The organism is Saccharothrix sp. BKS2 (assembly GCF_047689505.1).
Classification (GTDB): Bacteria; Actinomycetota; Actinomycetes; order Mycobacteriales; family Pseudonocardiaceae; genus Actinosynnema; species Actinosynnema lopnurensis.
This window is the reverse complement of the sequence record NZ_JAUQOL010000001.1, coordinates 59,358-84,092: the sequence shown is the minus strand read 5'-3', so window position 1 is coordinate 84,092 and position 24,735 is coordinate 59,358. Positions and strand designations below refer to the sequence as shown.

Here is a 24,735-nt window from a genome sequence, read left to right as displayed (position 1 = left end):
CGATCGACCAGCCAGAGCAGTGGAGCGCGGATGAGCGAGTCCGAGAACGTCACGCCCCAGCCCGCCGACACCAGCGCGTTGCGCGCGCGGCTGGTCGACCTGCCGGTGGCCGAGCAGGAGCGCGTGCTGCTCGGCGTCGTGCACGAGCAGGCCGTCGCCGCGCTGAAGGCGATCCTGCCGGACGCGCCCGACCAGGTGGAGCCCACCCGGCCCTTCCGCGAGGTGGGCTTCGACTCCCTGGCGTCGGTCGACCTGCACCGCAGGCTGACCGCCGCCACCGGCCTGGACCTGCCGGTGACGCTGGTCTTCGACCACCCCACGCCGCTGGCCGCGGCGAGGTTCGTGCGCGGCGTGCTGCTCGGCGAGCGGGCCACCAGGTCCATCGCGGTGGCCAAGCCGGCGGGCGGGCGGTACGACGAGCCGATCGCCATCGTGGGCGTCGGCTGCCGCTACCCCGGCGGCAGCGACACCCCGGAGAAGCTGTGGGAGGTCGTGGCCGACCACCGCCACGTCATCGCGGACTTCCCCGACGACCGCGGCTGGGACCTGGACGCGCTGTTCGACCCGGACCCCGGCAAGCCCGGCAAGTCCTACGTCCGCAAGGGCGGCTTCCTCACCGAGGCCGCCGAGTTCGACGCCGACTTCTTCGGCATCAGCCCGCGCGAGGCGCTGGCCATGGACCCGCAGCAGCGGCTGGTCCTGGAGACCGCGTGGGAGGCGCTGGAGCACGCGGGCGTCGACCCGCTGACGCTGCGCGGCAGCCAGACCGGCGTCTACATCGGCGTCGAGCCCCAGGAGTACGGCCCCCGGCTGCACCAGGCGCCGGAGGGCCTCGACGGCTACCTGCTGACCGGCAACGCGCCCAGCGTGGTGTCCGGCCGGCTGGCCTACTCGTTCGGCTTCGAGGGCCCCACCGTCTCGATCGACACGGCGTGCTCGGGCTCGCTGGTGGCGCTGCACCTGGCGGCGCAGGCGCTGCGCGACGGCGAGTGCTCGATGGCCCTCGCGGGCGGTGTCGCGGTCATGGTGCACCCCGGCGCGTTCACCGCGTTCAGCACCCAGCGCGGCCTGGCGCCCGACGGCGTGTGCAAGCCGTTCGCCGCCGCCGCCGACGGCACCGGCTGGGCCGAGGGCGTCGGCGTGCTCGTCGTGGAGCGGCTGTCCGACGCGATCCGCAACGGCCACCGCGTGCTCGGTGTCGTGAAGGGCACCGCGATCAACCAGGACGGCGCGTCCAACGGCCTGACCGCGCCCAGCGGCCCGTCGCAGCAGCGCGTCATCCGGCAGGCCCTGGCCAACGCCGGGCTGGAGCCGCACGAGGTCGACACCGTCGAGGCGCACGGCACCGGCACCCGGCTCGGCGACCCGATCGAGGCGCAGGCCATCCTCGCCACCTACGGCCAGGACCGCCCCGACGAGCGACCCCTGTGGCTGGGCTCGATCAAGTCCAACATCGGCCACTCGCAGGCCGCCGCGGGCGTCGCCGGCGTCATCAAGCTCATGTACGCCATGCGCGAGCGCGTGCTGCCCAAGACGCTGCACGTGGACGCGCCCACCCCGCACGTCAACTGGTCCACCGGCCGCGTCGAGCTGCTGACCGAGCAGCGCCCGTGGGAGGCGTTCGACCGCCCCCGCCGGGGCGCGGTGTCGTCGTTCGGCGTGAGCGGCACCAACGCGCACGTGATCATCGAGGAGCCCGCGCCGTCCCTGGTCGGCGGCGGCTCCGACGAGGCGCCCGTGCCGGGCGCGCTGCCGCTGGTGCTGTCCGCCCGCGGCGAGCAGGCGCTGCGCGAGCAGGCCGCCCGCCTGGCGGTGTTCCTCGACTCCGACGTGGACCTGGTCGACACCGCGCACGAGCTCGCCGGCCGCCGGGCCGCGCTGGAGCACCGCGCGGTGGTCTTCGCGCACGACCGCGCCGAGGCGCTGCGCGGCCTGACCGCGCTGGCCGAGGGTCGGGACGCCACCGGCCCGGTGCGCGGCGCGACCGGCTCGGGCGAGCTGGCGTTCCTGTTCACCGGCCAGGGCTCGCAGCGGCTCGCCATGGGCCGCGAGCTGTACCTCGCCCACCCGGTGTTCGCCCGCGCGCTCGACGCCGCGTGCGGCTACCTCGACCTCCAGCTGCCGCACCCGCTCGGCGACGTGCTGTTCGCCGAGGAGGGCTCGGAGCTCGCCGCGCTGCTCCACCAGACCGCCTACGCGCAGAGCGCGCTGTTCGCCGTCGAGACCGCCCTGTTCCGCCTGGTCGAGTCGTGGGGCCTGCGCCCGGACTACCTGGCCGGGCACTCGCTGGGCGAGCTGACCGCCGCGCACGTCGCGGGCGTGCTGACCCTGGAGGACGCGGCCCTGCTGGTCGGCGCCCGGGGCCGGCTGATGCAGGCGCTGCCCGCCGGTGGCGCGATGGTGTCCGTGCGCGCCGGCGAGGACGAGGTGCGGCCGCTGCTGGCCGGCCGTGAGCACCAGGTCGGCCTCGCGGCGGTCAACGGGCCGGCCGCGGTGGTGATCTCCGGCGTCGAGGACGCCGTGCTGGAGGTCGCGGAGGCGCTGGCCGCCAAGGGTCTCAAGACCAAGCGGCTGCGCGTGTCCCACGCGTTCCACTCGGTGCTGATGGAGCCCATGCTGGCGGAGTTCCGCCGGGTCGCGGAGGTCATGACCTACTCGCCGCCGCGGGTGCCGGTGATCTCCAACGTGACCGGTCTGCTGGCCGGCACCGAGCAGCTGTGCTCCCCGGAGTACTGGGTGCGGCACGTCCGCGAGGCCGTGCGGTTCCGCGACGGCGTGCGCGAGCTGGCGGCGCGCGGCGTCACCACGTTCCTGGAGCTGGGCCCGGACGCGGTGCTCACCGCGATGGCCCAGGACTGCGTCGAGGCCGAGGACGTGGTGTTCGCCGCGCTGCTGCGCCGCGACCGCGACGAGGTGGCCGAGGTGCGCTCGGCCCTCGCCGCCGCGCACGTGCGCGGCGGCACCGTCCGGTGGGCCTCGCTGCTGCCCGCGGGCAGCGGCAAGCGCGTGGACCTGCCCCCGTACGCGTTCCAGCGCAAGCGCTACTGGCTGGCGGGGGACGCGGGCTCCGCCGACGCCGCCGACCTGGGCCAGCTGGCCGCCGACCACCCGCTGGTCGGCGCGGTCGTCGGCCTGGCGGGCGGCGAGGGCGTCGTGCTCACCGGCCGGGTCTCGCTGCGCACCCACCCGTGGCTGGCCGACCACACCATCTCCGGCACGGTCCTGCTGCCCGGCACCGCGTTCGTGGAGCTGGCCGTGCGCGCGGGCGACCAGGTCGGCTGCGCCGTGCTGGAGGAGCTGGCGCTGGAGGCGCCGCTCGTGCTGCCCGAGCGCGGCGGCGTGGTGCTCCAGGTCGTCGTGGACGCCCCGGACGACACCGGCCGCCGGACCACCGCGATCTACTCGCGGCCCGAGAACGCCGCCGGCGACGCGGTGTGGACCCGGCACGCGGGCGGCGTGCTGTCCGCCGAGCCCGCCCCGGCCGGCGAGTCCCTGGAGACGTGGCCGCCGCGCGACGCCACCGCCGTCGACGTCACGGACGTCTACGCGGAGCTGGCCGCCCAGGGCTACGGCTACGGCCCGGTGTTCCAGGGCCTGCGCAAGGTGTGGCGGCGCGGCTCCGGCCCGTCGGCCGTGGTGTACGCCGAGGTGGCGCTGCCCGAGGGCGCGGCGGCCGCCGCCGCGTCCTTCGGCCTGCACCCGGCCATCCTGGACGCCTCCCTGCACGCCATCGACGCCGCCGGCGCCGCGCCCGGCCCCGAGGGCGAGGTGCGCATCCCGTTCGCCTGGAACGACGTGGTGCTGCACGCCTCGGGCGCCTCGGCGGTCCGGGTGCGGATCTCCCCGGCCGGTTCTGACGCGGCTGGTTCCGGCGTGGTGTCGCTGACCGTCACCGACCCGCTGGGCGCGCCGGTCGCCGCGATCGGGTCGTTCGTGTCCCGCGCGGTCACCGCCGAGCAGCTGGAGGCCGCCCGGCGCGAGCACCACGAGTCGCTGTTCCGGCTGGAGTGGACCACGCGGTCCGCGGTCCCGGCCCGGATCGGCCGCGCGGCCGTGCTCGGCGACGGGCTCGACCTGCCCGGCGTGGCCGCGTTCGACGACCTGGCCGCGCTCGGCGAGTCGCTGGCCCACGGCGCGACCGTGCCCGAGATCGTGCTGTTCCGCACCCCCGCGGCCGGCGGGAACGTGCCCGCGGCCGTGCGCGGCGTGCTGGGCGCGGTGCTGGAGCTGGTGCGGGCCTGGCTCGCCGACGAGCGGTTCGCCTCCTCGCGGCTGGCCGTGGTCACCCGCGGCGTGGTCGACGCGGACCTGGTGCAGACCCCGGTCTGGGGCCTGGTGCGGGCCGCGCAGGCGGAGAACCCCGACCGCTTCACCCTGGTCGACCTCGACGACGAGCCCGGTTCGGCGGCGCGGCTGCTCGACGCCGTGGCCACCGGCGAACCGGAGCTGGCCGTGCGCGGCGGCCAGGTGACCGTGCCGCGGCTGGCGCGCATCCCGGTCACCGAGGGCGGGGAATCGCCCTGGGGCGGCACGGTGCTGGTCACCGGCGGCACCGGTGGGCTGGGCGCGCTGGTGGCGCGGCACCTGGTGGTGGCGCACGGCGTGCGGGGCCTGGTGCTGACCAGCCGCCGCGGCCCGGACGCGCCGGGCGCGGTGGAGCTGCGCGAGGAGCTGGCCGGGCTGGGCGCGACCGTGGACGTGGTGGCGTGCGACGTCTCCGACCGGGACGCGCTGGCCGCCGCCCTCGCGGGCATCGACGACCTGACCGGCGTCGTGCACACGGCCGGCGTCGTCGCCGACGGCACCGTGGGCACGCTCACCGACGAGCACCTGGACTCGGTGCTCAAGCCCAAGACCGACGCCGCCTGGCACCTGCACGAGCTGACCCGCGACCGCGACCTCAGGGCGTTCGTCCTGTACTCGTCGCTGGCCGCGCTGCTGGACAACCCCGGCCAGGGCAACTACGCCGCGGCCAACCTGTTCCTCAACGCGCTGGCCGAGCGGCGGCGCGCCGAGGGCCTGCCCGCGACCGCGCTGACCTGGGGCCTGTGGCTCGGCGACGGCGGCATGGGCTCGGTGCTCGACGCCGCGGCGATCCAGCGCATCGAGCGCTCCGGGATGCCGGGCCTCACCCCCGCGGAGAACCTGGCGCTGTTCGACGCCGCCCTCACCACCACCGAACCCGTGGTCGCCCCGGTGCGGGTCGACCTGGCCGCGCTGCGCACCCGCGTGGACGGCGTGCCCGCGCTGCTGCGCGGCCTGGTCCCGGTCGCGGGCCGCCGCGCCGCGGGTGCCGCCACCGCCGCGCCCGGCGGCGCCGGCCTGGCCTCGCGGCTGGCCGAGCTGTCCGAGACCGACCGCGACGCCCTGCTGCTGGACCTGGTGCGCACGCACGTGGCCGCGGTGCTGGGCCACGACAGCCCCGAGGCGATCGACCCGAAGCGCGCGTTCAGCGAGATCGGCTTCGACTCGCTGGCGGCCGTGGAGCTGCGCAACCGCCTCAACGCGGCGACCGGCCTGCGGCTGCCCGCGACGCTGGTGTTCGACTACCCCAACCCGGCCGCGCTGGTCGGGTACATCCGGGAGAAGGCGCTCGGCGACGCGCCCACCGCCGCGCCGACCCGCCGGGCCACCGTGGCGGTGGCCGACAACGAGCCCATCGCGATCGTCGGCATGGCCTGCCGCTACCCGGGCGGCGTCCGCACGCCCGAGGAGCTGTGGCGGCTCGTGGCCGGCGCGGTGGACGGCATCACGCGCTTCCCCGAGGACCGCGGCTGGGACGTCGACGGCCTCTACGACCCCGAGCCGGGCAAGCCGGGCAAGACCTACTCGGTCGAGGGCGGCTTCCTGCACGACGCGCTGGACTTCGACGCCGAGTTCTTCGGCATCAGCCCGCGCGAGGCGCAGGCGATGGACCCGCAGCAGCGCCTGCTGCTGGAGACCTCCTGGGAGGCGCTGGAGCGCGCGGGCATCGACCCGACCTCGCTCAAGGGCAGCCCGACCGGCATGTTCGCCGGCATCATGTACCACGACTACGCGTTGCGGCTCCGGGAGATCCCCGAGGACCTGGCGGGCTACCTGGGCAACGGCTCGCTGGCGTCGGTGGCGTCCGGCCGGGTGTCCTACGTGCTGGGCCTGGAGGGTCCGGCGGTGTCCGTGGACACCGCGTGCTCGTCCTCGCTGGTCTCGATCCACCTGGCCGCGCAGGCGCTGCGCGGCGGGGAGTGCTCGCTGGCGCTGGCCGGCGGCGTGACCGTGATGGCCACGCCCGACACGTTCCTGGACTTCAGCCTCCAGCGCGGCCTGGCGATGGACAGCCGGTCGAAGTCCTTCTCCGCCGACGCCGACGGCACCGCCTGGTCCGAGGGCATCGGCATCCTGGTGCTGGAGCGGCTGTCCGACGCGCGCCGCAACGGCCACCAGGTGCTCGCCGTCGTGCGCGGCAGCGCCGTCAACCAGGACGGCGCGTCCAACGGCCTCACCGCGCCCAACGGCCCCTCGCAGCAGCGGGTCATCCGGGCCGCGCTGTCGACGGCCGGCCTGTCGCACACCGAGGTCGACGCGGTCGAGGCCCACGGCACGGGCACCCGCCTGGGCGACCCGATCGAGGCCCAGGCCGTGCTGGCCACCTACGGCCAGGACCGGGACGAGCCGCTGTGGCTGGGCTCGATCAAGTCCAACATCGGCCACACCCAGGCCGCCGCCGGTGTCGCCGGCGTGATCAAGATGGTCATGGCGATGCGCGAGGGCGTGCTGCCCAAGACGCTGCACGTCGCCGAGCGCACGCCGCAGGTGGACTGGTCGGAGGGCAACGTCGAGCTGCTGACCGACGCGGTGCCGTGGCCGGACCGGGGCCGTCCGCGCCGGGCCGGCGTGTCGTCGTTCGGCATCAGCGGCACCAACGCGCACCTCATCGTCGAGCAGGGGCCCGCGCCGGAGACCGACGCCGGTGAGCCGGCGGGCACCGCGCCCGCCGTCGTGCCGTTCGCGCTGTCCGGCCGCACCGAGCAGGCCGTCCGCGCCCAGGCCGGGCAGCTCGCCGCGCGCCTGGCCGCCGAACCGGACCTGCGCCCGGTGGACGTGGCGCACTCCCTGGTGACCACCCGCGCGCTGCTGGAGCACCGCGCGGTCGTGGTCGGCGGGGACACCGACCGGCTGCGCGCGGACCTCGCGGCGCTGGCCGCCGGCGAGACCCCGGCGACCGCCGTCCTGGGCGCCGCCACCGGCAGGCCGCGCGTCGTCTTCGTCTACCCCGGCCAGGGCTCGCAGTGGGCGGGCATGGCCGCGGACCTGCTGGGGTCCTCGCCGGTCTTCGCGGAGCGCATGAACGAGTGCGCCGCCGCGCTGGAGCCGCACGTGGACTGGCGGCTGCTGGACGTGGTGCGGGGAGCCGAGGGCGCGCCGCCGCTCACGCGCGTCGACGTGGTGCAGCCGGTGCTGTGGGCGATCATGGTGTCGCTGACCGAGGTGTGGCGGGCGCACGGCGTCCGACCCGACGCGGTGGTCGGCCACTCCCAGGGCGAGGTCGCCGCCGCCTGCGCGGCCGGTGGCCTGTCCGTCCAGGACGCCGCCATGATGATGGCCAAGCGCAGCCGCGCCATCGCGGAGCACATGTCGGGCCGGGGCGGGATGCTGTCGGTCCTGCGGCCCGCCGACGAGGTGCGCGACCGGCTGCCCGAGGGCCTGTCGATCGCCACCATCAACGGCGCGCGCTCGGTCGTGGTGGCCGGCGACCCCGACGCGCTGGACGCCTTCGGCGCGGAGCTGTCCGCCGAGGGCGTGCGGGTCAAGCGGATCGCCATGGACTACGCCGCGCACTCCGCGCACGTGGAGTGGATCCGCGACCAGATGCTGGCGGACCTGGCCGACATCCGGCCCCGCACCTCGGAGATCCCGTTCTTCTCCACCGTCACCGGCGAGGTCGTCGACACCGCCGGGCTGGACGCGGGCTACTGGTACACCAACCTGCGCGAGACCGTCGACTTCGCGGGCGCCACCCGGGCGCTGCTGGACGGCGGGCACTCGGTGTTCGTGGAGATCAGCCCGCACCCGGTGCTGACCATGGGCATCCAGGAGACCGCCGAGGTGGCCGGCCGCGAGGTGGTCACCATGGGCTCGATGCGCCGCGACGACGGGGACATGCCGCGGGTGCTGCTGTCCCTGGGCCAGGCGTGGGCGCACGGCGTGCCGGTGGACTGGGCCGGCGCGCTGGCACCGGCCGCGCCGCGCCGGGTCGACCTGCCCACCTACGCGTTCCAGCACCGCCGCTTCTGGCTCGACGCCACCACCGGCGGCGCGGGCGACGTCACCGCGGCCGGCCTCGGCGCGGCCCGGCACCCGCTGCTGGGCGCGGCCCTGACCACGGCCGAGTCGGACGGCGTGCTGTTCACCGGCCGGATCGCGCTGGACACCCACCGCTGGCTGGCCGACCACGCCGCCTCCGGCACGGTCCTGCTGCCCGGCACCGCGTTCGTGGAGCTGGCCGTCCGGGCGGGCGACCAGGTCGGCTGCGACCGGGTCGAGGAACTGACCCTGGAGGCGCCGCTGGTGCTGCCGGAGCGCACCGCCGTGGTGCTCCAGGTCGCGGTGGGCGCGCCGGACGACGCCGGACGACGCCCCGTGAGCGTGTACTCCCGCCCGGAGGACGCGGACGTCACCTGGACCCGGCACGCCACCGGTTTCCTCGACCACGCGCCCGCCGCGGACGTCCCGCACCTCACCGAGTGGCCGCCCGCCGGCGCGACCCCGGTCGACGTGGACGCCCTGTACGACGAGCTGGCCGCGGCCGGCTACGCCTACGGCCCGGTGTTCCGCGGCGTGCGCGCCGCGTGGCGCTCGGCCGACGGCGTCTTCGCCGAGGTGGCGCTGCCGGAGGGCACCGACGCCGAGGGCTTCGGCCTGCACCCGGCGCTGCTGGACGCCTCGCTGCACGCCTCGGGCGGCCGCGAGAACGGCGCCGAGGACGGCCTGATCGACCTGCCGTTCGCGTGGACGGGCGTGACCCTGCACGCGTCGGGCGCCACCGCGGCCCGCGTCCGGCTGACCCCGGCCGGCGGCGACGCCGTCTCGATCCTGCTGGCCGACCCGACCGGCGCCCCGGTGGCCGTGGTCGACGCGCTGGTCACCCGGCCGATCCCGGCCGCCGCCCTGACCGCGGGCAGCGGCCCCGAGTCGCTCTACCGGGTGGACTGGGTGCCCGCCACCGCGCCCGCCGCGACCGGCGGCGTGGTCCGGGCCGCCGACCTGGCGTCGCTGTCGGAGGTGCCGGAGTGGGTCCTGCTGCCGGTGGTGTCCGGCGACGACCCCCGGTCCGCCGTGGACGACGTGCTGGCGGTGGTGCGGGAGTGGCTGGCCGACGAGCGGTTCGCCGCCTCCCGCCTGGTCCTCACCACGACGGGCGCGGTGCCCGCCGCCGACCTCGCGGTGGACCCGGCCGTGGCCCCGGTGTGGGGCCTGGTGCGGGCCGCGCAGGCGGAGAACCCCGACCGGTTCGTGCTGCTGGACCTCGACGTGCCGCCGGGCCGGGTGGCCCCGGCGGACGTCCTGCCCGCGCTCGGCCTCGGTGAGCCGGAGGTGGCGGTGCGCGGGAGCGCGCTGCTGGTGCCCAGGCTCGCCCGGGTGACCCCGCAGGCGGCTCTCGCCGAAGGCGGCGCCATCACCTGGGACGCCGACGACGCCGTCCTGGTCACCGGTGGCACGGGTGGTCTGGGTGCGTTGGTGGCGCGGCACCTGGTGGTGGAGCACGGGGTGCGTCACCTCGTGCTGACCAGCCGTCGTGGTCCGGACGCGCCGGGTGCGGCCGTGCTGCGCGAGGAGCTGTCCGGGCTGGGCGCGACCGTGGACGTGGTGGCCTGCGACGTGGCCGACCGCGACTCGCTCGCCGAGGTGCTGGGCGGCATCCCGCACCTCGGCGGGGTCGTGCACACCGCCGGTGTGCTGGACGACGGCCTGGTGTCGTCGATGACGGTCGAGCAGGTGGACGCGGTGTGGCGGCCGAAGGCCGACGGCGCGCGGTACCTGCACGAGTTGACGCGGGACCGCGACCTCAAGGCGTTCGTGCTGTTCTCCTCCGCCGCGGGCGTGGTCGACGGCACCGCGCAGGGCAACTACGCGGCGGCCAACGTCTACCTGGACGCCCTGGTGCGGGCGCGGCGCGCCGAGGGCCTGGCGGGCACCTCGCTCGCGTGGGGCCTGTGGGAGCAGCGCAGCGGCATGGCCGGGCACCTGACCGAGGTGGACCTCGCCCGGATGGCCCGCTCCGGCATCCTCGCGCTGCCCGGCGCGGAGGGCCTGGCGCTGTTCGACGCCGCCCTGTCGCTGGACCAGCCGCTGCTGGTGCCGATGCGGCTCGACCTGGTCGCGCTGCGCTCGCGCGGCGACCAGCTGCCCGCGCTGTTCCGCGGCCTGGTGCGGCCCGCCCGCCGCACGGCGGGCGCGGCGGCGGCGCCGTCCGACCAGTCCGCCCTCCAGCGCAGGCTGGCCGGCCTCGCCGAGGCCGACCGCGACCGCGTGCTGCTGGACCTGGTGCGCTCGCACGTGGCCGCGGTGCTGGGCCACGAGAGCGGCAACGAGGTCGAGCCCAGGCGCGCGTTCACCGAGCTGGGCTTCGACTCGCTGGCGGCGGTGGAGCTGCGCAACCGCCTCAACGCGGCCACGGGCCTGCGGCTGCCCGCGACGCTGGTGTTCGACTACCCGAACCCGGCCGCGCTGGTCACCCACATCGCGGGCACGCTGACCGGGTCCGCGCCCGCGCCGGCGATCACCGCGCCGGTGGTCCGGCCGGCCGACGACGACCCGATCGCGATCGTCGCCATGGCCTGCCGCTACCCGGGCGGCGTCGGCACCCCCGAGGAGCTGTGGCGGCTGGTGGCCGACGGCGTGGACGCCATCGGCGAGTTCCCGGCCGACCGCGGCTGGGACGTGGAGTCGATCTACGACCCGGAGCCGGGCAAGCCGGGCAAGACCTACACCCGCGAGGGCGGCTTCCTCTACGACGCGCTGGACTTCGACGCGGAGTTCTTCGGCATCAGCCCGCGCGAGGCGGTGGCCATGGACCCGCAGCAGCGCCTGCTGCTGGAGACCGCGTGGGAGGTCCTGGAGCGCGCGGGCATCGACCCGACCTCGCTCAAGGGCAGCCCGACCGGCATGTTCGCCGGCGTCATGTACCACGACTACGCCAGCCGGCTGAAGGAGGTCCCGGACGACCTGGCCGGGTACCTGGGCAACGGCAGCATCGCCAGCGTCCTGTCCGGCCGGGTGTCCTACGTGCTGGGCCTGGAGGGGCCCGCGATGTCGGTGGACACCGCGTGCTCCTCGTCGCTGGTGTCGATCCACCTGGCGGCGCAGGCGCTGCGCGGCGGTGAGTGCACGCTCGCCCTCGCCGGCGGTGTCACGGTGATGGCGCAGCCCGACACGTTCGTGGACTTCAGCCTCCAGCGCGGCCTGGCCGACAACGGGCGGTCGAAGTCGTTCTCCGCGGACGCCGACGGCACCGGCTGGGGCGAGGGCGTGGGCCTGCTGCTGCTGGAGCGGCTGTCCGACGCGCGCCGCAACGGCCACGAGGTGCTGGCGCTGCTGCGCGGCTCGGCGGTCAACCAGGACGGCGCGTCCAACGGCCTGACCGCCCCCAACGGCCCTTCGCAGCAGCGCGTCATCCGCGCGGCCCTGGCCAACGCGGGCCTGGCCCCGGCCGAGGTCGACGCGGTGGAGGCGCACGGCACGGGCACCCCGCTGGGTGACCCGATCGAGGCCCAGGCCGTGCTGGCCACCTACGGCCAGGACCGCGACGAGCCGCTGCTGCTGGGCTCCATCAAGTCGAACATCGGCCACACCCAGGCCGCCGCGGGCGTCGCGGGCGTGATCAAGATGGTCATGGCGATGCGCGCGGGGCAGGTCCCGAAGACCCTGCACGTGGGCGAGCCGACCCCGCAGGTCGACTGGTCCGAGGGCGACGTCCGGCTGCCGGTCGACACGCTGCCGTGGCCGGAGACCGGCCGTCCGCGCCGGGCCGGGGTGTCGTCGTTCGGCATCAGCGGCACCAACGCGCACATCGTGCTGGAGCAGGCCCCTGCGGAGATCGGTGCGGGAACCGGTGCGGAGACCGGTGCCGGCGCGCCGGTTGATCAGCCCGCGGCCGAGCCGTCGGCGGTGCCGTGGGTGCTGTCCGGTCGCACCCGCCAGGCGGTGCGCGACCAGGCGGCCCACCTCGCCGCGCACCTGGACCGCCACCCGGACGCGCGTCCGGTGGACGTGGCGCACTCGCTGGTCACCACGCGCGCCGCGCTGGAGCACCGCGTGGTCGTGGTCGGCGAGGACGCCGACCGGCTGCGCGCCGGCGTGGCGGCGTACGGCGCGGGCGAGTCCCCGGCCGGCGCGGTCGAGGGCGTCGTCCTGGGCGAGCCGCGCGTGGCGTTCGTGTTCCCCGGCCAGGGCTCGCAGTGGGCGGGCATGGCGGTGGAGCTGCTCGGGTCCTCGCCGGTCTTCGCGGAGCGCATGAACGAGTGCGCGATGGCGCTGGAGCCCTTCGTGGACTGGCGCCTGCTGGACGTGGTGCGGGGCGCGGAGGGCGCGCCGCCGCTGGAGCGCGTGGACGTGGTGCAGCCGGTGCTGTGGGCGGTCATGGTGTCGCTCGCGGAGGTCTGGCGGGCGGCGGGCGTGCGCCCGGACGCGGTCATCGGCCACTCCCAGGGCGAGATCGCCGCGGCCTGCGTCGCGGGCGCCCTGTCGCTGCGCGACGGCGCGGCGGTGGTGGCCCTGCGCAGCCTGGCCATCGCCGAGGACCTGGCGGGCAAGGGCGGCATGATGTCGGTCCTGCTGCCCGCCGACGACGTGCGGGGCAGGCTCCCCGAGGGCGTGTCCGTGGCCACGGTCAACGGCACGCGGTCCGTGGTGGTCTCCGGCGACCCGGGTGCCCTGGACGCCTTCGGCGCGGAACTGGCCGCCGAGGGCGTGCGGGTCAAGCGGATCGCGGTGGACTACGCCTCGCACTCCGCGCACGTGGAGTCCATCCGCGAACGGCTGCTGGAGGTGCTGGCGGACCTCAGCCCGCGCACCCCGGAGATCCCGTTCTGCTCCACCGTCACCGGCGGGGTCGTCGACACCGCCGCGCTGGACGCCGGCTACTGGTACACCAACCTGCGCGAGACCGTCGACTTCGTCGGCGCCACGCGCACCCTGCTCGACACGGGGCACTCGGTGTTCGTCGAGTGCAGCCCGCACCCGGTGCTGACCATGGGCATCCAGGAGACCGCCGAGGAGGCCGGGCACGACGTGGCGGCCGTGGGCTCGCTGCGCCGCGACGACGGCGGCCTGCCGCGGGTGCTGCTGTCCCTGGGCGAGGCGTGGGCGCGCGGCGTGCCGGTGGACTGGGCGGGGATGCTCGCGCCCGCCGCGCCGCGCCGCGTGCCGCTGCCGACCTACGCGTTCCAGCGCCGCCGCTTCTGGCTCGACGCCACCGGCCCGGCCGGCGACGTGTCCTCGGCGGGGCTCGGCTCGGCCGACCACCCGCTGCTGGGCGCGGCCATCGCGGTGGCCGGTTCGGACGAGGTGCTGCTCACCGGCCGCCTCGCCCTGGACACCCACCCGTGGCTGGCCCACCACGCGCTGTCCGGCACGCCGCTGCTGCCCGGCACCGCGTTCGTGGAGCTGGCGGTGCGGGCCGGTGACCAGGTCGGGTGCGACCGGGTCGAGGAGCTGACCCTGGAGTCGGCGCTGCTGCTGCCCGAGCGGGGCGGCGTCCGCGTGCAGGTGCGCGTCGAGGCGCCCGACGCCGCGGGCCGCCGGCCGCTGACCGTGCACTCCCGCCCGGAGGGCGCCGCGGCCGACGCGCCGTGGACCCGGCACGCCACCGGCTTCCTGGCCGAGGGCGGCGCCCGACCCGACTTCAGCCTGGCGGCGTGGCCGCCGGCGGGCGCGCGGCCGGTCGACCTGACCGGCGCGTACGAGGCGCTGGCCGGCCGCGGCTACGAGTACGGCCCGGCGTTCCGGGGCCTGCGCGCGGCCTGGCGGCTCGGCGACGACGTCTACGCCGACGTGGCGCTGCCCGAGGAGCTGCGCCAGGACGCGACCGGCTTCGGCCTGCACCCCGCGCTGCTCGACGCCGCGCTGCACTCGGTGCTCGTGCTGGAGCAGGAGTCCGACGGCGACCGGCCGCCGCAGCTGCCGTTCTCCTGGACCGGGGTGTCGCTGTTCGCCGCCGGCGCCGCCGCGCTGCGGGTCAGGCTGACCCCCGTCGGCGCGGGCGGCCTGGCCATCCGGGTCGCCGACCAGGCGGGCGCGCCGGTCGCGGCGGTGGAGGACCTGCTGTCCCGCGAGGTCGTGGTGGCCGCGCCGGGCGTGCCGGACGCGCTGTTCGCGCTCGACTGGACCGGTGTGACCGCCGAGCCGACCACGGGGCGCGTGGTGGTGCTGGGCAACGCGCTGGGCAAGTACGTGCCGAAGGTCGAGGGCCTGGGCGCGTTCACCGACGACGTGCCCGAGTGGGTCGTGCTGCCGGTGAAGTCCTCGGCCACCCCGCGCGCGGCGGTGGACGAGGTGCTGCCGGTGGTCCGGGAGTGGCTGGCCGACGACCGGTTCGCGGCCTCGCGCCTGGTGGTGCTGACCCGGGGCGGCGCGGCCGTCGGCGACGTGCCGGTGGACCCGGCGGTGGCCGCGGTCCACGGCCTGGTGCGCGCGGCGGGGTCGGAGAACCCCGACCGGTTCGTGCTGGTCGACACCGACTCCTGGCCGGTGTCGTGGGAGGAGCTGCTGACCGCGCTCGGCTCGGGTGAGCCCGAGGTGGCGGTGCGCGGCGAGGAGCTGTTCGCGCCGAGGCTCGTGCGGGCGACCGCCGGCGCGGAGGCGTTCACCTGGGACGCCGACGGCGCGGTGCTGATCACGGGTGGTACGGGTGGTCTGGGTGCGTTGGTGGCGCGGCACCTGGTGGTGGAGCACGGGGTGCGTCACCTCGTGCTGACGAGCCGCCGCGGTCTGGACGCGCCCGGTGCGGTGGAGCTGCGCGAGGAGCTGACCGGGTCGGGCGCGACGGTCGACGTGGTGGCCTGCGACGTGGCGGACCGCGACTCGCTCGCGGCCACCCTCGCGGGCATCGCGGACCTGACCGGGGTCGTGCACACCGCCGGTGTGCTGGACGACGGCCTGGTGTCGTCGATGACGGTGGAGCAGGTGGACGCGGTGTGGCGGCCGAAGGCCGACGGCGCGCGGTACCTGCACGAGTTGACGCGGGACCGCGACCTCAAGGCGTTCGTGCTGTTCTCCTCGGCGGCCGGGCTCGTGGACGGTGGTGGCCAGGGCAACTACGCGGCGGCCAACGTCTACGTCGACGCCCTGGTCCGGGCGCGACGCGCGGAGGGCCTGCCGGGGACGTCCCTGGCGTGGGGCTTCTGGGCCGAGCGCAGCGGCATGACCGGCCACCTGTCCGATGTGGACATCGCGCGCATGGCGAGGTCCGGGGTCCGGGGCCTCACCAGCGCGGAGGGCCTGGCGCTGTTCGACGCCGCGCTGTCCGCCGGCGACCCGCTGCTGGTGCCGATGCACCTGGACGCGGGGGCGCTGCGCGAGCGCGGCGCGGTCCCGGCGCTGCTGCGCGGCCTGGTCCGGAAGCCGGTCCGCCGGGTGTCCGGCCCGGTCGAGGACGCGGGCGGGTCGGGCCTGGCCGGCGAGCTGGCGGCACTGCCCGCGGCCGACCGCGACCGCGTGCTGCTGGACCTGGTGCGCTCGCACGTGGCCGCGGTGCTGGGCCACGACAGCGCCGAGGGCGTCGAGCCGCGGCGGGCGTTCCGCGACCTGGGCTTCGACTCGCTGGCCTCGGTGGAGCTGCGCAACCGGCTCAACGCGGCCACCGGCCTGCGCCTGCCCGCGACGCTGGTGTTCGACCACCCGAACCCGCTGGTGCTGGCCGAGCTGCTGAGGTCCGAGCTGCTGGGCGACGCCGCGGCGGACACCCCGACCGCCGTCGCGGTCGGCGGTCCCGCCGTGGACGACCCGATCGCGATCGTCGCGATGAGCTGCCGCTTCCCCGGCGAGGTCAGCACGCCCGAGCAGCTGTGGCGGCTGCTGGCCGAGGGGGAGCACGCGATCACCGCGTTCCCCACCGACCGCGGCTGGGACCACGAGGCCCTGTTCGACCCGGAGCCGGGCAAGGTCGGCAAGACCTGCTCGCTGGAGGGCGGCTTCCTGCACGACGCCGCCGACTTCGACGCGGAGTTCTTCGGCATCAGCCCGCGCGAGGCGCAGGCGATGGACCCGCAGCAGCGGCTGCTGCTGGAGACGTCCTGGGAGGCCCTGGAGCGGGCGGGCATCGACCCGACCTCGCTGCGCGGCAGCCGCACGGGCGTGTTCGCGGGCATCATGTACAACGACTACGCGACCCGCCTGACCTCGGTGCCCGACGAGCTGGCCGGCTACATCGGCAACGGCTCGCTCGCGTCGGTGGCCACCGGCCGGGTGTCCTACGTGCTGGGCCTGGAGGGGCCCGCGATGTCGGTGGACACCGCGTGCTCGTCCTCCCTGGTGTCGATCCACCTGGCGGCGCAGGCGCTGCGGGCGGGGGAGTGCACGCTCGCCCTGGCCGGCGGCGTGAGCGTGATGGCCACGCCCGAGACGTTCCTGGACTTCAGCCTCCAGCGCGGTCTGGCGCTGGACGGCCGGGCCAAGTCCTTCTCGGCGGACGCGGACGGCACGGCGATGTCCGAGGGCGTGGGCATCCTGGTGCTGGAGCGGCTGTCCGACGCGCGCCGCAACGGTCGCCGGGTGCTGGCCGTGATCCGGGGCAGCGCGATCAACCAGGACGGCGCGTCCAACGGCCTGACCGCCCCCAACGGCCCCTCGCAGCAGCGGGTGATCCGCGCCGCGCTGTCGGCGGCGGGCCTGTCGCACACCGAGGTGGACGCGGTGGAGGCGCACGGCACGGGCACCCGCCTGGGTGACCCGATCGAGGCGCAGGCGCTGATGGTCACCTACGGCCAGGACCGGGACGAGCCGCTGTGGCTGGGCTCGATCAAGTCGAACATCGGCCACACGCAGGCCGCGGCCGGCGTGGCGGGCGTGATGAAGATGGTCATGGCGATGCGCGAGGGCGTGCTGCCGCGGACGCTGCACGTGGGCGAGCGCACCCCGCAGGTGGACTGGTCGGAGGGCGAGGTCGAGCTGCTGACCGAGGCCCGCGAGTGGCCGGAGACCGGCCGCCCGCGCCGGGCCGGCGTGTCGTCGTTCGGCATCAGCGGCACCAACGCGCACATCGTGCTGGAGCAGGCGCCTGCCGTCGAGGTCGTCGAGGCGCCCGCCGAGGCGTCGCCGCTGGTCCCGCTGGTGCTGTCGGCGCACAGCGAGTCCGCGCTGCGCGACCGGGCGGCGGGGCTGCGCGACGCGCTCGCCGGCTCCGCGAACCCGGCCGACGTGGTCTACTCCGCGGCCACCACGCGGGCGGCGCTGGAGCACCGCGCGGCCGTGGTGCCCGGGAGCCGGGAGGACGTGCTCGCGGCGCTGGAGGCGCTGGCGCGCGACGGCGACGGGCCCGGTGTGGTCCGGGGCCGGCGGGCCGGTGGCAAGCTCGCCCTGCTGTTCACCGGCCAGGGCTCGCAGCGACCGGGCATGGGCCGCGAGCTGCGCGCGGCGTCGCCGGTGTTCGCGGCGGCGTTCGACGAGGTCTGCGCGCTGATGGACGCCGAGCTGGGCGTCCCCCTGGCCGACGTGGTCTTCGGCGAGGACGCGGAGCTGCTGGACCAGACCCGGTTCAGCCAGCCCGCGCTGTTCGCCTTCGAGGTCGCGCTGCACCGGCTCCTGGAGTCCTGGGGCGTCCGGCCCGACCTGGTCGCCGGGCACTCCATCGGCGAGCTGGCCGCCGCCCACGTGGCCGGCGTGTTCCCGCTGGCCGACGCCTGCCGGCTGGTCGCCGCCCGCGGCCGGCTCATGCAGTCGATGCGGGCCGACGGCGCGATGGTCTCGGTGATCGCCACCGAGGACCAGGTGCGCCAGTGGATCGCCGGCCGGGAGGACCGGGTCGACGTGGCCGCGGTCAACGGCCCGTCGTCGGTGGTGGTCTCCGGTGACGAGGCGGTGCTGGAGGAGCTGGTGTCCCGCTGGCGGGCGGAGGGCCGCAAGACCAAGCGGCTGCGCGTCTCGCACGCGTTCCACTCGCCGCACACCGAGGCGGTGCTCGACGAGTTCCGCGCGGTCGCCGCGACGGTGTCCTACGCCGAGCCGCGGCTGCCGGTGGTGTCCAACGTGACCGGCCGGGTCGCCGGGGCAGGCGAGCTGACCGACCCGGAGTACTGGGTGCGGCACGTGCGGGGCGCGGTGCGCTTCCACGACGGCGTGCGGGAGCTGGAGGCGCGGGGCGCCACCACGTTCCTGGAGGTCGGGCCGGACGCGGTGCTGACCGCGATGGGCCGGGACTGCCTGCTCGACCCGGGCGAGGCGCTGCTCGTGCCCACCCTGCGGGCCGACCGCCCGGAGACCGGGGCGGTGGCCGCCGCGCTGGGCGCGCTGTTCGTCCGCGGCGCGTCCCCCGACTGGGAGGCGGTGTTCGCGGGCTCCGGCGCCCGCCGGGTCGACCTGCCCACCTACCCGTTCCAGCGCCGCCGCTTCTGGCTCGACGCGGCCGTGGGCTCGGGCGACGTCACGGGCCTGGGCCAGGTCGACGCCGGGCACCCGCTGCTGGGCGCGGTGGTCGGGCTGGCCGACGGCGACGGCGCGGTGCTCACCGGCCGGCTGTCGCTGCGCACCCACCCGTGGCTGGCCGACCACGCCATCGCCGGCGAGGTCATCCTGCCGGGCACGGCGTTCGTGGAGCTGGCCGTGCGGGCCGGCGACCAGGTCGGGTGCGACCGGGTCGAGGAACTGACCCTGGAGGCGCCGCTCGCGCTGCCCGAGCGCGGCGGCGTGGTGCTCCAGGTGGTCGTCGGCGACGCCGACGACAGCGGTCGCCGCACGCTGACCGCGCACTCGCGGCCGGACCACCCGTCGACCGGGGCGGAGGGCGCGCCGTGGACCCGGCACGCCACCGGCGTGCTCGCGCCGGGCGCCCCGGCCGCCGCGCCCGACCTGGACGAGTGGCCCCCCGCGGGCGCCGTCGAGGTGGACCTGACGGGCCGCTACGAGGCCCTGGCCGACCAGGGCTACCGCTACGGCCCGGTGTTCCGGGGCCTGCGCGCGGCCTGGCGGCGCGGTGCGGACGAGGTGTTCGGCGAGGTGGTGCTGCCCGAGGGGGCGGTGGCCGAGGCCGGGCGGTTCGGCCTGCACCCGGCGCTGCTCGACGCGGCCCTGCACACCGCGGTCCTGGTGGACGAGGACGCGGGCGGCGTGAGCGTGCCGTTCGCGTGGCGGGACGTGGCGCTGCACGCGTCCGGCGCGTCCGTGCTGCGGGTGCGGCTGACCCGCACCGGCCCCGACGACTACGCGTTCGCGCTGGCCGACGCGGTCGGCAGCCCGGTCGCCGCGGTCGGCTCGCTGACCGTGCGGCCGCTGCCGACCGGGCGCTCCGCCGCGGCCGTGCGGCACGACGCGCTGTTCCAGCTCGACTGGACCCCGGTGCTCGGCGCGGCGGACACCCCGGCGCGCCTGGCGGTGATCGGCTCCGCGACCCGCTTCGCCGCCGAGGCCGCCTACCCGGACCTGGCCGCGCTGTCGGCCGCGCTCGGCCCGCAGGGGCCCGACGCGGTGCTGCTGCCCGTCGGGTCGCCGGCCGGCAACCCGGTGGACGCGGGGCGCGAGGTGCTCGACCGGGTGCTGTCGGCGGTGCGCCACTGGGCGCTCGACGAGCGGCTGAGCCGGACCCGGCTGGTGGTCGTCACGACCGGCGCGGTCGCGGTGGACGACGACGACACCCTGTCGGGGCTGGCGCACTCGCCGCTGTGGGGCCTGCTGCGCTCCGCGCAGGTGGAGCACCCGGGCCTGGTGACGATCGTGGACGTCGACGGCGCGCCGGCCTCCGACCTGGCGCTGGCCGCCGCGCTGACCGCGGGTGAACCGCAGCTGGCGGTGCGCCGGGGCCGCGCGTTCGTGCCCAGGCTGGTCCGGGCCTCCGCGACCGCGGGCGGGCCCGCGTTCACCGACCGGGGCACCGTCCTGGTGACCGGCGGCACGAGCGGCGTGGGCGCGGCGGTGGCCCGGCACCTGGTGACCGGCCACGGCGTGCGGCGGCTGCTGCTGACCAGCAGGCGCGGCCCGGCGGCGCCGGGCGTGCCGGAGCTGGTGGCCGAGCTGACCGGGCACGGCGCGCGGGTGGACGTGGCCGCGTGCGACGTGGCCGACCGGGAGGCGCTGGCCCGGCTGCTCGACGGGGTCGAGCTGTCCGCCGTGGTGCACGCGGCGGGCGCGGTCGACGACGCGCTGCTGGTCAACCTGACCCGCGAGCAGGTGGACGCGGCGTGGCGGCCCAAGGCGGCCGCGGCGTGGCACCTGCACGAGCTGACCCGCGACGCCGACCTGACCGCGTTCGTGCTGTTCTCCTCGCTGGCCTCGGTCACCGGGGGCGCGGGGCAGGCGGCCTACGCCGCGGCCAACGGCTTCCTCGACGCCCTGGCCCGGCACCGCCGGTCGCTCGGGCTGCCGGGCACCGCGCTGGCCTGGGGCCTGTGGACCGGCGTGGGCAGCGCGATGACCGGCACCCTGGACGAGCGCGACCTCAAGCGCATGGCCGACTCCGGGGTGGTGGCGCTGAGCCCGGCGGACGGGCTGGCGCTGTTCGACGCGGCCGTGGTGGCGGACCGGGCGGACCTCGTGCCCGCGCGGCTGGACCTGACCGCGGTGCGGTCGTCGGGCGAGGTCGTGCCGCCGGTGTTCCGCGCCCTGGTGCGGGGCGCCACCCGGCGGGCCGCCCAGGTGGGCGTGGCGCAGTCGACCACGTCGCTGGCCGACCGGCTGGCGGCGCTGCCGTCGGCCGAACGGCGCAGGCACCTGCTCGACGTGGTGCGCGGGCTGGTCGCCCAGGTGCTCGGCCACGACGGGCCGCACGCGGTGGACCCGGACCGGGGTTTCCTGGAGCTGGGCTTCGACTCGCTCGCGGCGGTCGAGCTGCGCAACCGGGTCGGTGAATCCACCGGGGTGCGGTTGTCGGCGACGCTGGTTTACGACCACCCGACCCCCGCGGCGGTCGCCGATCTCCTTTACTCGGAGTTGATCGGGGAGGAAGAAAGCTCACCCTCCGTAGAATCGGAACTGGCCAGGCTTGAATCGCTGGTGGAATCCGCGTCGCCCGACGAGGAGGAGCGCGCCCGGGTCGAGTCGAGGCTCCGCGCCCTGCTGGCCCGCTGGTCGGGCTCCGCCGAGCCCGGGTCCGAGGCGTCCGAGCCGGCCGCCGGGTTGGACTCGGTGACCGCTGACGAGCTGTTCGACCTGCTCGACGAGGAGTTGGAGTCCTCGGACTGACCGAGTTCCGCCCGAAACCTGCGCCGCCCCGGAAAACCGAAGTTGACGGTTGACCGGGGCGGCGTCGTCGTCCCGGGGTATCCCCGTCGCTCCGTGGCGCTCTTGTTGCCAGGAAGTGTCCGGAAGGGAACGTGTCGGGCCAAAAAGCGCCCGGTCCGTCCGCACGGCCCAGTATCTACTGACCGGTTAAATGCCCGCTCGGGCAAACGTGATGAACTTTCATTTTTTGCGCCTATTTGTGGTACACATTCGTCTTGTACGTTTGTATACCTGGGGTTAGGGTCCCATCCAGTCACCATTTGACTGCACAGCGTTGTGTCAGTAGGGACGCGCAACAGCTGAACTGGGGGAGTCAACTTTGAGTCTCGTCGAACGCGAGCACCTGCTCGACCAATTAGACGCAATATTCACCGCCGGCGCGGAGGGCAACGGCCACGTGGTGCACGTGGGCGGACCCGGCGCCAGCGGGAAGACGGCGCTCGTGCGCGCCTTCGGGGAGCGCGTCTCGGGCGGCGGGGCGCTCCTGCTGACGGCGACCTGCTCGCGGGCGGAGCGCGGGGTCAGCGGCGGCGTGCTGGCGCAGTTCGCCGCGGGCCTGCCCGCGGAGACCACCGAGCGGCTGGGGCGGCTGCTCGACGCCGAGCGCCTGGGCTGCGGCCCGGAGCACCAGGCGGGCCAGGACGTGCTGGGCCGGACCGCGTCGGACCAGGTGGCCCCGGGGCAGGCCACCCACGGCCAGGGGATCCAGGGCCAGACCGCGCGGCGGCAGCCGCACGCCATCCGAGAGGCGTGCGAGGTGCTGTTCGAGGTGGCCAGGACGCGGCCCGTGGTGCTCGTGGCGGACGACGTCGAGTACGCCGACGCCTGCACGCTGCAAGCCCTGCTCTACCTCCAGCGCCGGCTCAGCGGCACGAGGATCATGCTCGTGCTCACCGAGTCCGACCACTCCCGGCACGTCAACGCCCTGTTCCGGGCGGAGCTGACCCGGGTGCCGTGGTTCACCCCGGTGCGCGTGGCGCCGCTGTCGCCGCGGGGCGTGGCGCGGATTCTCGCGGAGGAGCTGGACCAGCGCACCGCCACCGCGCTGGCGCCCGCCTACCACGCCATGACCGGCGGCAACCCGCTGCTCGTCAAGGCCCTGGTGCAGGACCACCGCACGGCCGTCCTCACCGAGGAGGACCACCCGGACGGGGTCACCACCGGCGAGGCGTTCGGCCAGGCCGTGCTGGCCTGCCTGCACCGCTGGGAGCCCGGGATGCTCGACGTGGTCCGCGCGGTGGCCGTGCTGGGCGAGAACGCCACGCCCGAGCTGCTCGGCCGCCTGCTGGGCCGCAAGACCACCTCGGTGGTCGAGGTGCTGACCGCGCTCAACCACACCGGACTGCTCGACGACGGCCGGTTCCGCCACCCGGCCGTGCGGGCGGCGGTGCTGGGCGACGTGGGCGCCGACGGCCTCGCGGCCTCGCACCAGCGCGCGGCGAGCCTGCTCTACGCCGAGGGCCTGCCCAGCGCGGACATCGCCGCGCACCTGGCCGCCGCGGGCGCGGCGACCGCGCCGTGGGCGGTGGGCGTGCTGCGCGACGCGGCCGACACCGCGCTGGCCGAGCACCGGCCGGAGCGGGCGGTGGAGTTCCTCAAGCTGGCCCGCGCCACCTGCGCCGAGGACGACGCGGCCGGCCGCGCCGCGCTCGCCGCCGCGCTGGCCACCGTGCAGTGGCGGACCACCCCGTCGGTGGTCTCCCGGCACCTGCCGGAGCTGCGGGACGCCTCCGAGCGCGGGCTGCTCGGCGTGCGCGAGACCAGGGCCCTGCTGCGCTACCAGCTGTGGTTCGGCCGGACCACCGAGGCCAGGGACACCCTGCGGCGGCTGGAGGAGGCCGCCGCGGAGAGCCCCCACTCGCCGACCGCCACCGAGCACCGGGCGCTGCGGGACTGGGTGCGCTGGCTGCACCCGGCCGTGGCCGCCGCCGTGCCCAGCGGCACCGGCGACCGGCGACCGGCGCTCGCCCGCGACCACCAGGAGGACCTGGTCGCCGCGGCGGAACGCCTGCTGCGCAACTGCTGGGCGCCCGACAGCGCCCCCGAGGCCGCCGCGTACGCGCTGTTCACGCTGGCGGTCTGCGGCGAGGTGGGCCGCGCCAAGCACTGGTGCGACACGCTGCGCGCGGACGTCGGCACCGGGGCCGCCACGTGGAAGGCGGTGCTGGCCGACGTGCGGGCGCACCTCGCGCTGCTGGAGGGCGACCTGGTCACCGCCGAGCGCCAGGCCCGCCTCGCGCTCACCGCGCTGTCCTCGCACAACTGGGGCCCGGCCATCGCCTCGCCGCTCGCGGCGCTGGTGCTGGCCACCTCGGCGGCGGGCAAGCACGACGAGGCCGAGGCGCAGCTCAAGCGCAGCATCCCGGTGGCCGCGCAGAACACCTGGCACTGGGCCGTGTACCTGCGGGCTCGCGGTCAGGCGCACCTGGCCGCCGGCCGGCCGCACGCCGCGCTGGCGGACTTCGAGGCGTGCGGCGAGGTGGCCGTGCACTGGGACCTCGACCTGCCCGCGCTGCTGCCGTGGCGCTCGGACCTGGCGCAGGCGTACCTGCGGCTGAACCGGATCGACCGCGCCGGCGAGCTGGTGCTGGCGCAGCTGGAGCGGCCGACGGCGGACGTCCCGAGGGTGCGCGGCGTGTCGCTGCGGGTGCTGTCCTCGTCCATCGAGCTCAAGCAGCGGCTGCCGATGCTGCGCGAGGCGGCGGCGCTGTTCCAGGGTTGCGGCGACCAGGTGGAGCTGTCCGTCGCGCTGGCCCTGCTCAGCAGCACCCACCACGCGCTGGGCGAGTTCGGCGCGGCCAAGGTGGTGGCCAAGCGGGCGCTGCGGATGGCCGAGGGGTGCCAGGCCGAGGCGCTGTGCCGCCAGTTCCTGCCGCGCGGCCTGGTCCTGGACGAGGCCGACGGCGAGGAGGAGGCGGGGGCCGAGGTCGAGAGCGGGGGCACCGCGCACGAGCCCGACGACCTCGCCACGCTGAGCACCGCCGAGCGGCGGGTCGCGGCGCTGGCCGCGCTGGGGCACACGAACCGGGAGATCAGCCGCAAGCTCTACATCACGGTGAGCACGGTGGAGCAGCACCTGACCAGGGTCTACCGGAAGCTGAAGGTGCGGCGGCGCACGGACCTGCCGACCGGGCTGCCGATGGGGGCGCTGGACATGTGGGCGGCGGAGGCGCCGTCGGTCACGGGGCCGCAGGCGGCACCGGGGCACACCTCGGGGCACACGCCGGTGCAGCGCACGGCGCGGGATCCGCGCCAGGGCGCCCGTTCCCCCTCGGGGGGAGGCGTCCGGCGCTGACCGGTTCCGCACCACACCGAGCCGCACCGAGCTCC

General features: G+C 76.4%; 2 protein-coding genes. Both read left to right on the top strand.

The features are described 5' to 3' along the window. Positions 1-30: 30 nt before the first annotated feature. Positions 31-21,366, top strand: coding sequence for an SDR family NAD(P)-dependent oxidoreductase (locus Q5530_RS00215; protein ID WP_415359842.1), 21,336 nt, complete (start codon positions 31-33; stop codon positions 21,364-21,366). 358 nt (positions 21,367-21,724) lie between these two features. Then, the gene (locus tag Q5530_RS00210; RefSeq protein ID WP_415359841.1) at positions 21,725-24,700 is read left to right on the top strand and encodes an AAA family ATPase; all 2,976 of its coding nucleotides are present in this window, start codon (positions 21,725-21,727) and stop codon (positions 24,698-24,700) included. Positions 24,701-24,735: the final 35 nt, after the last annotated feature.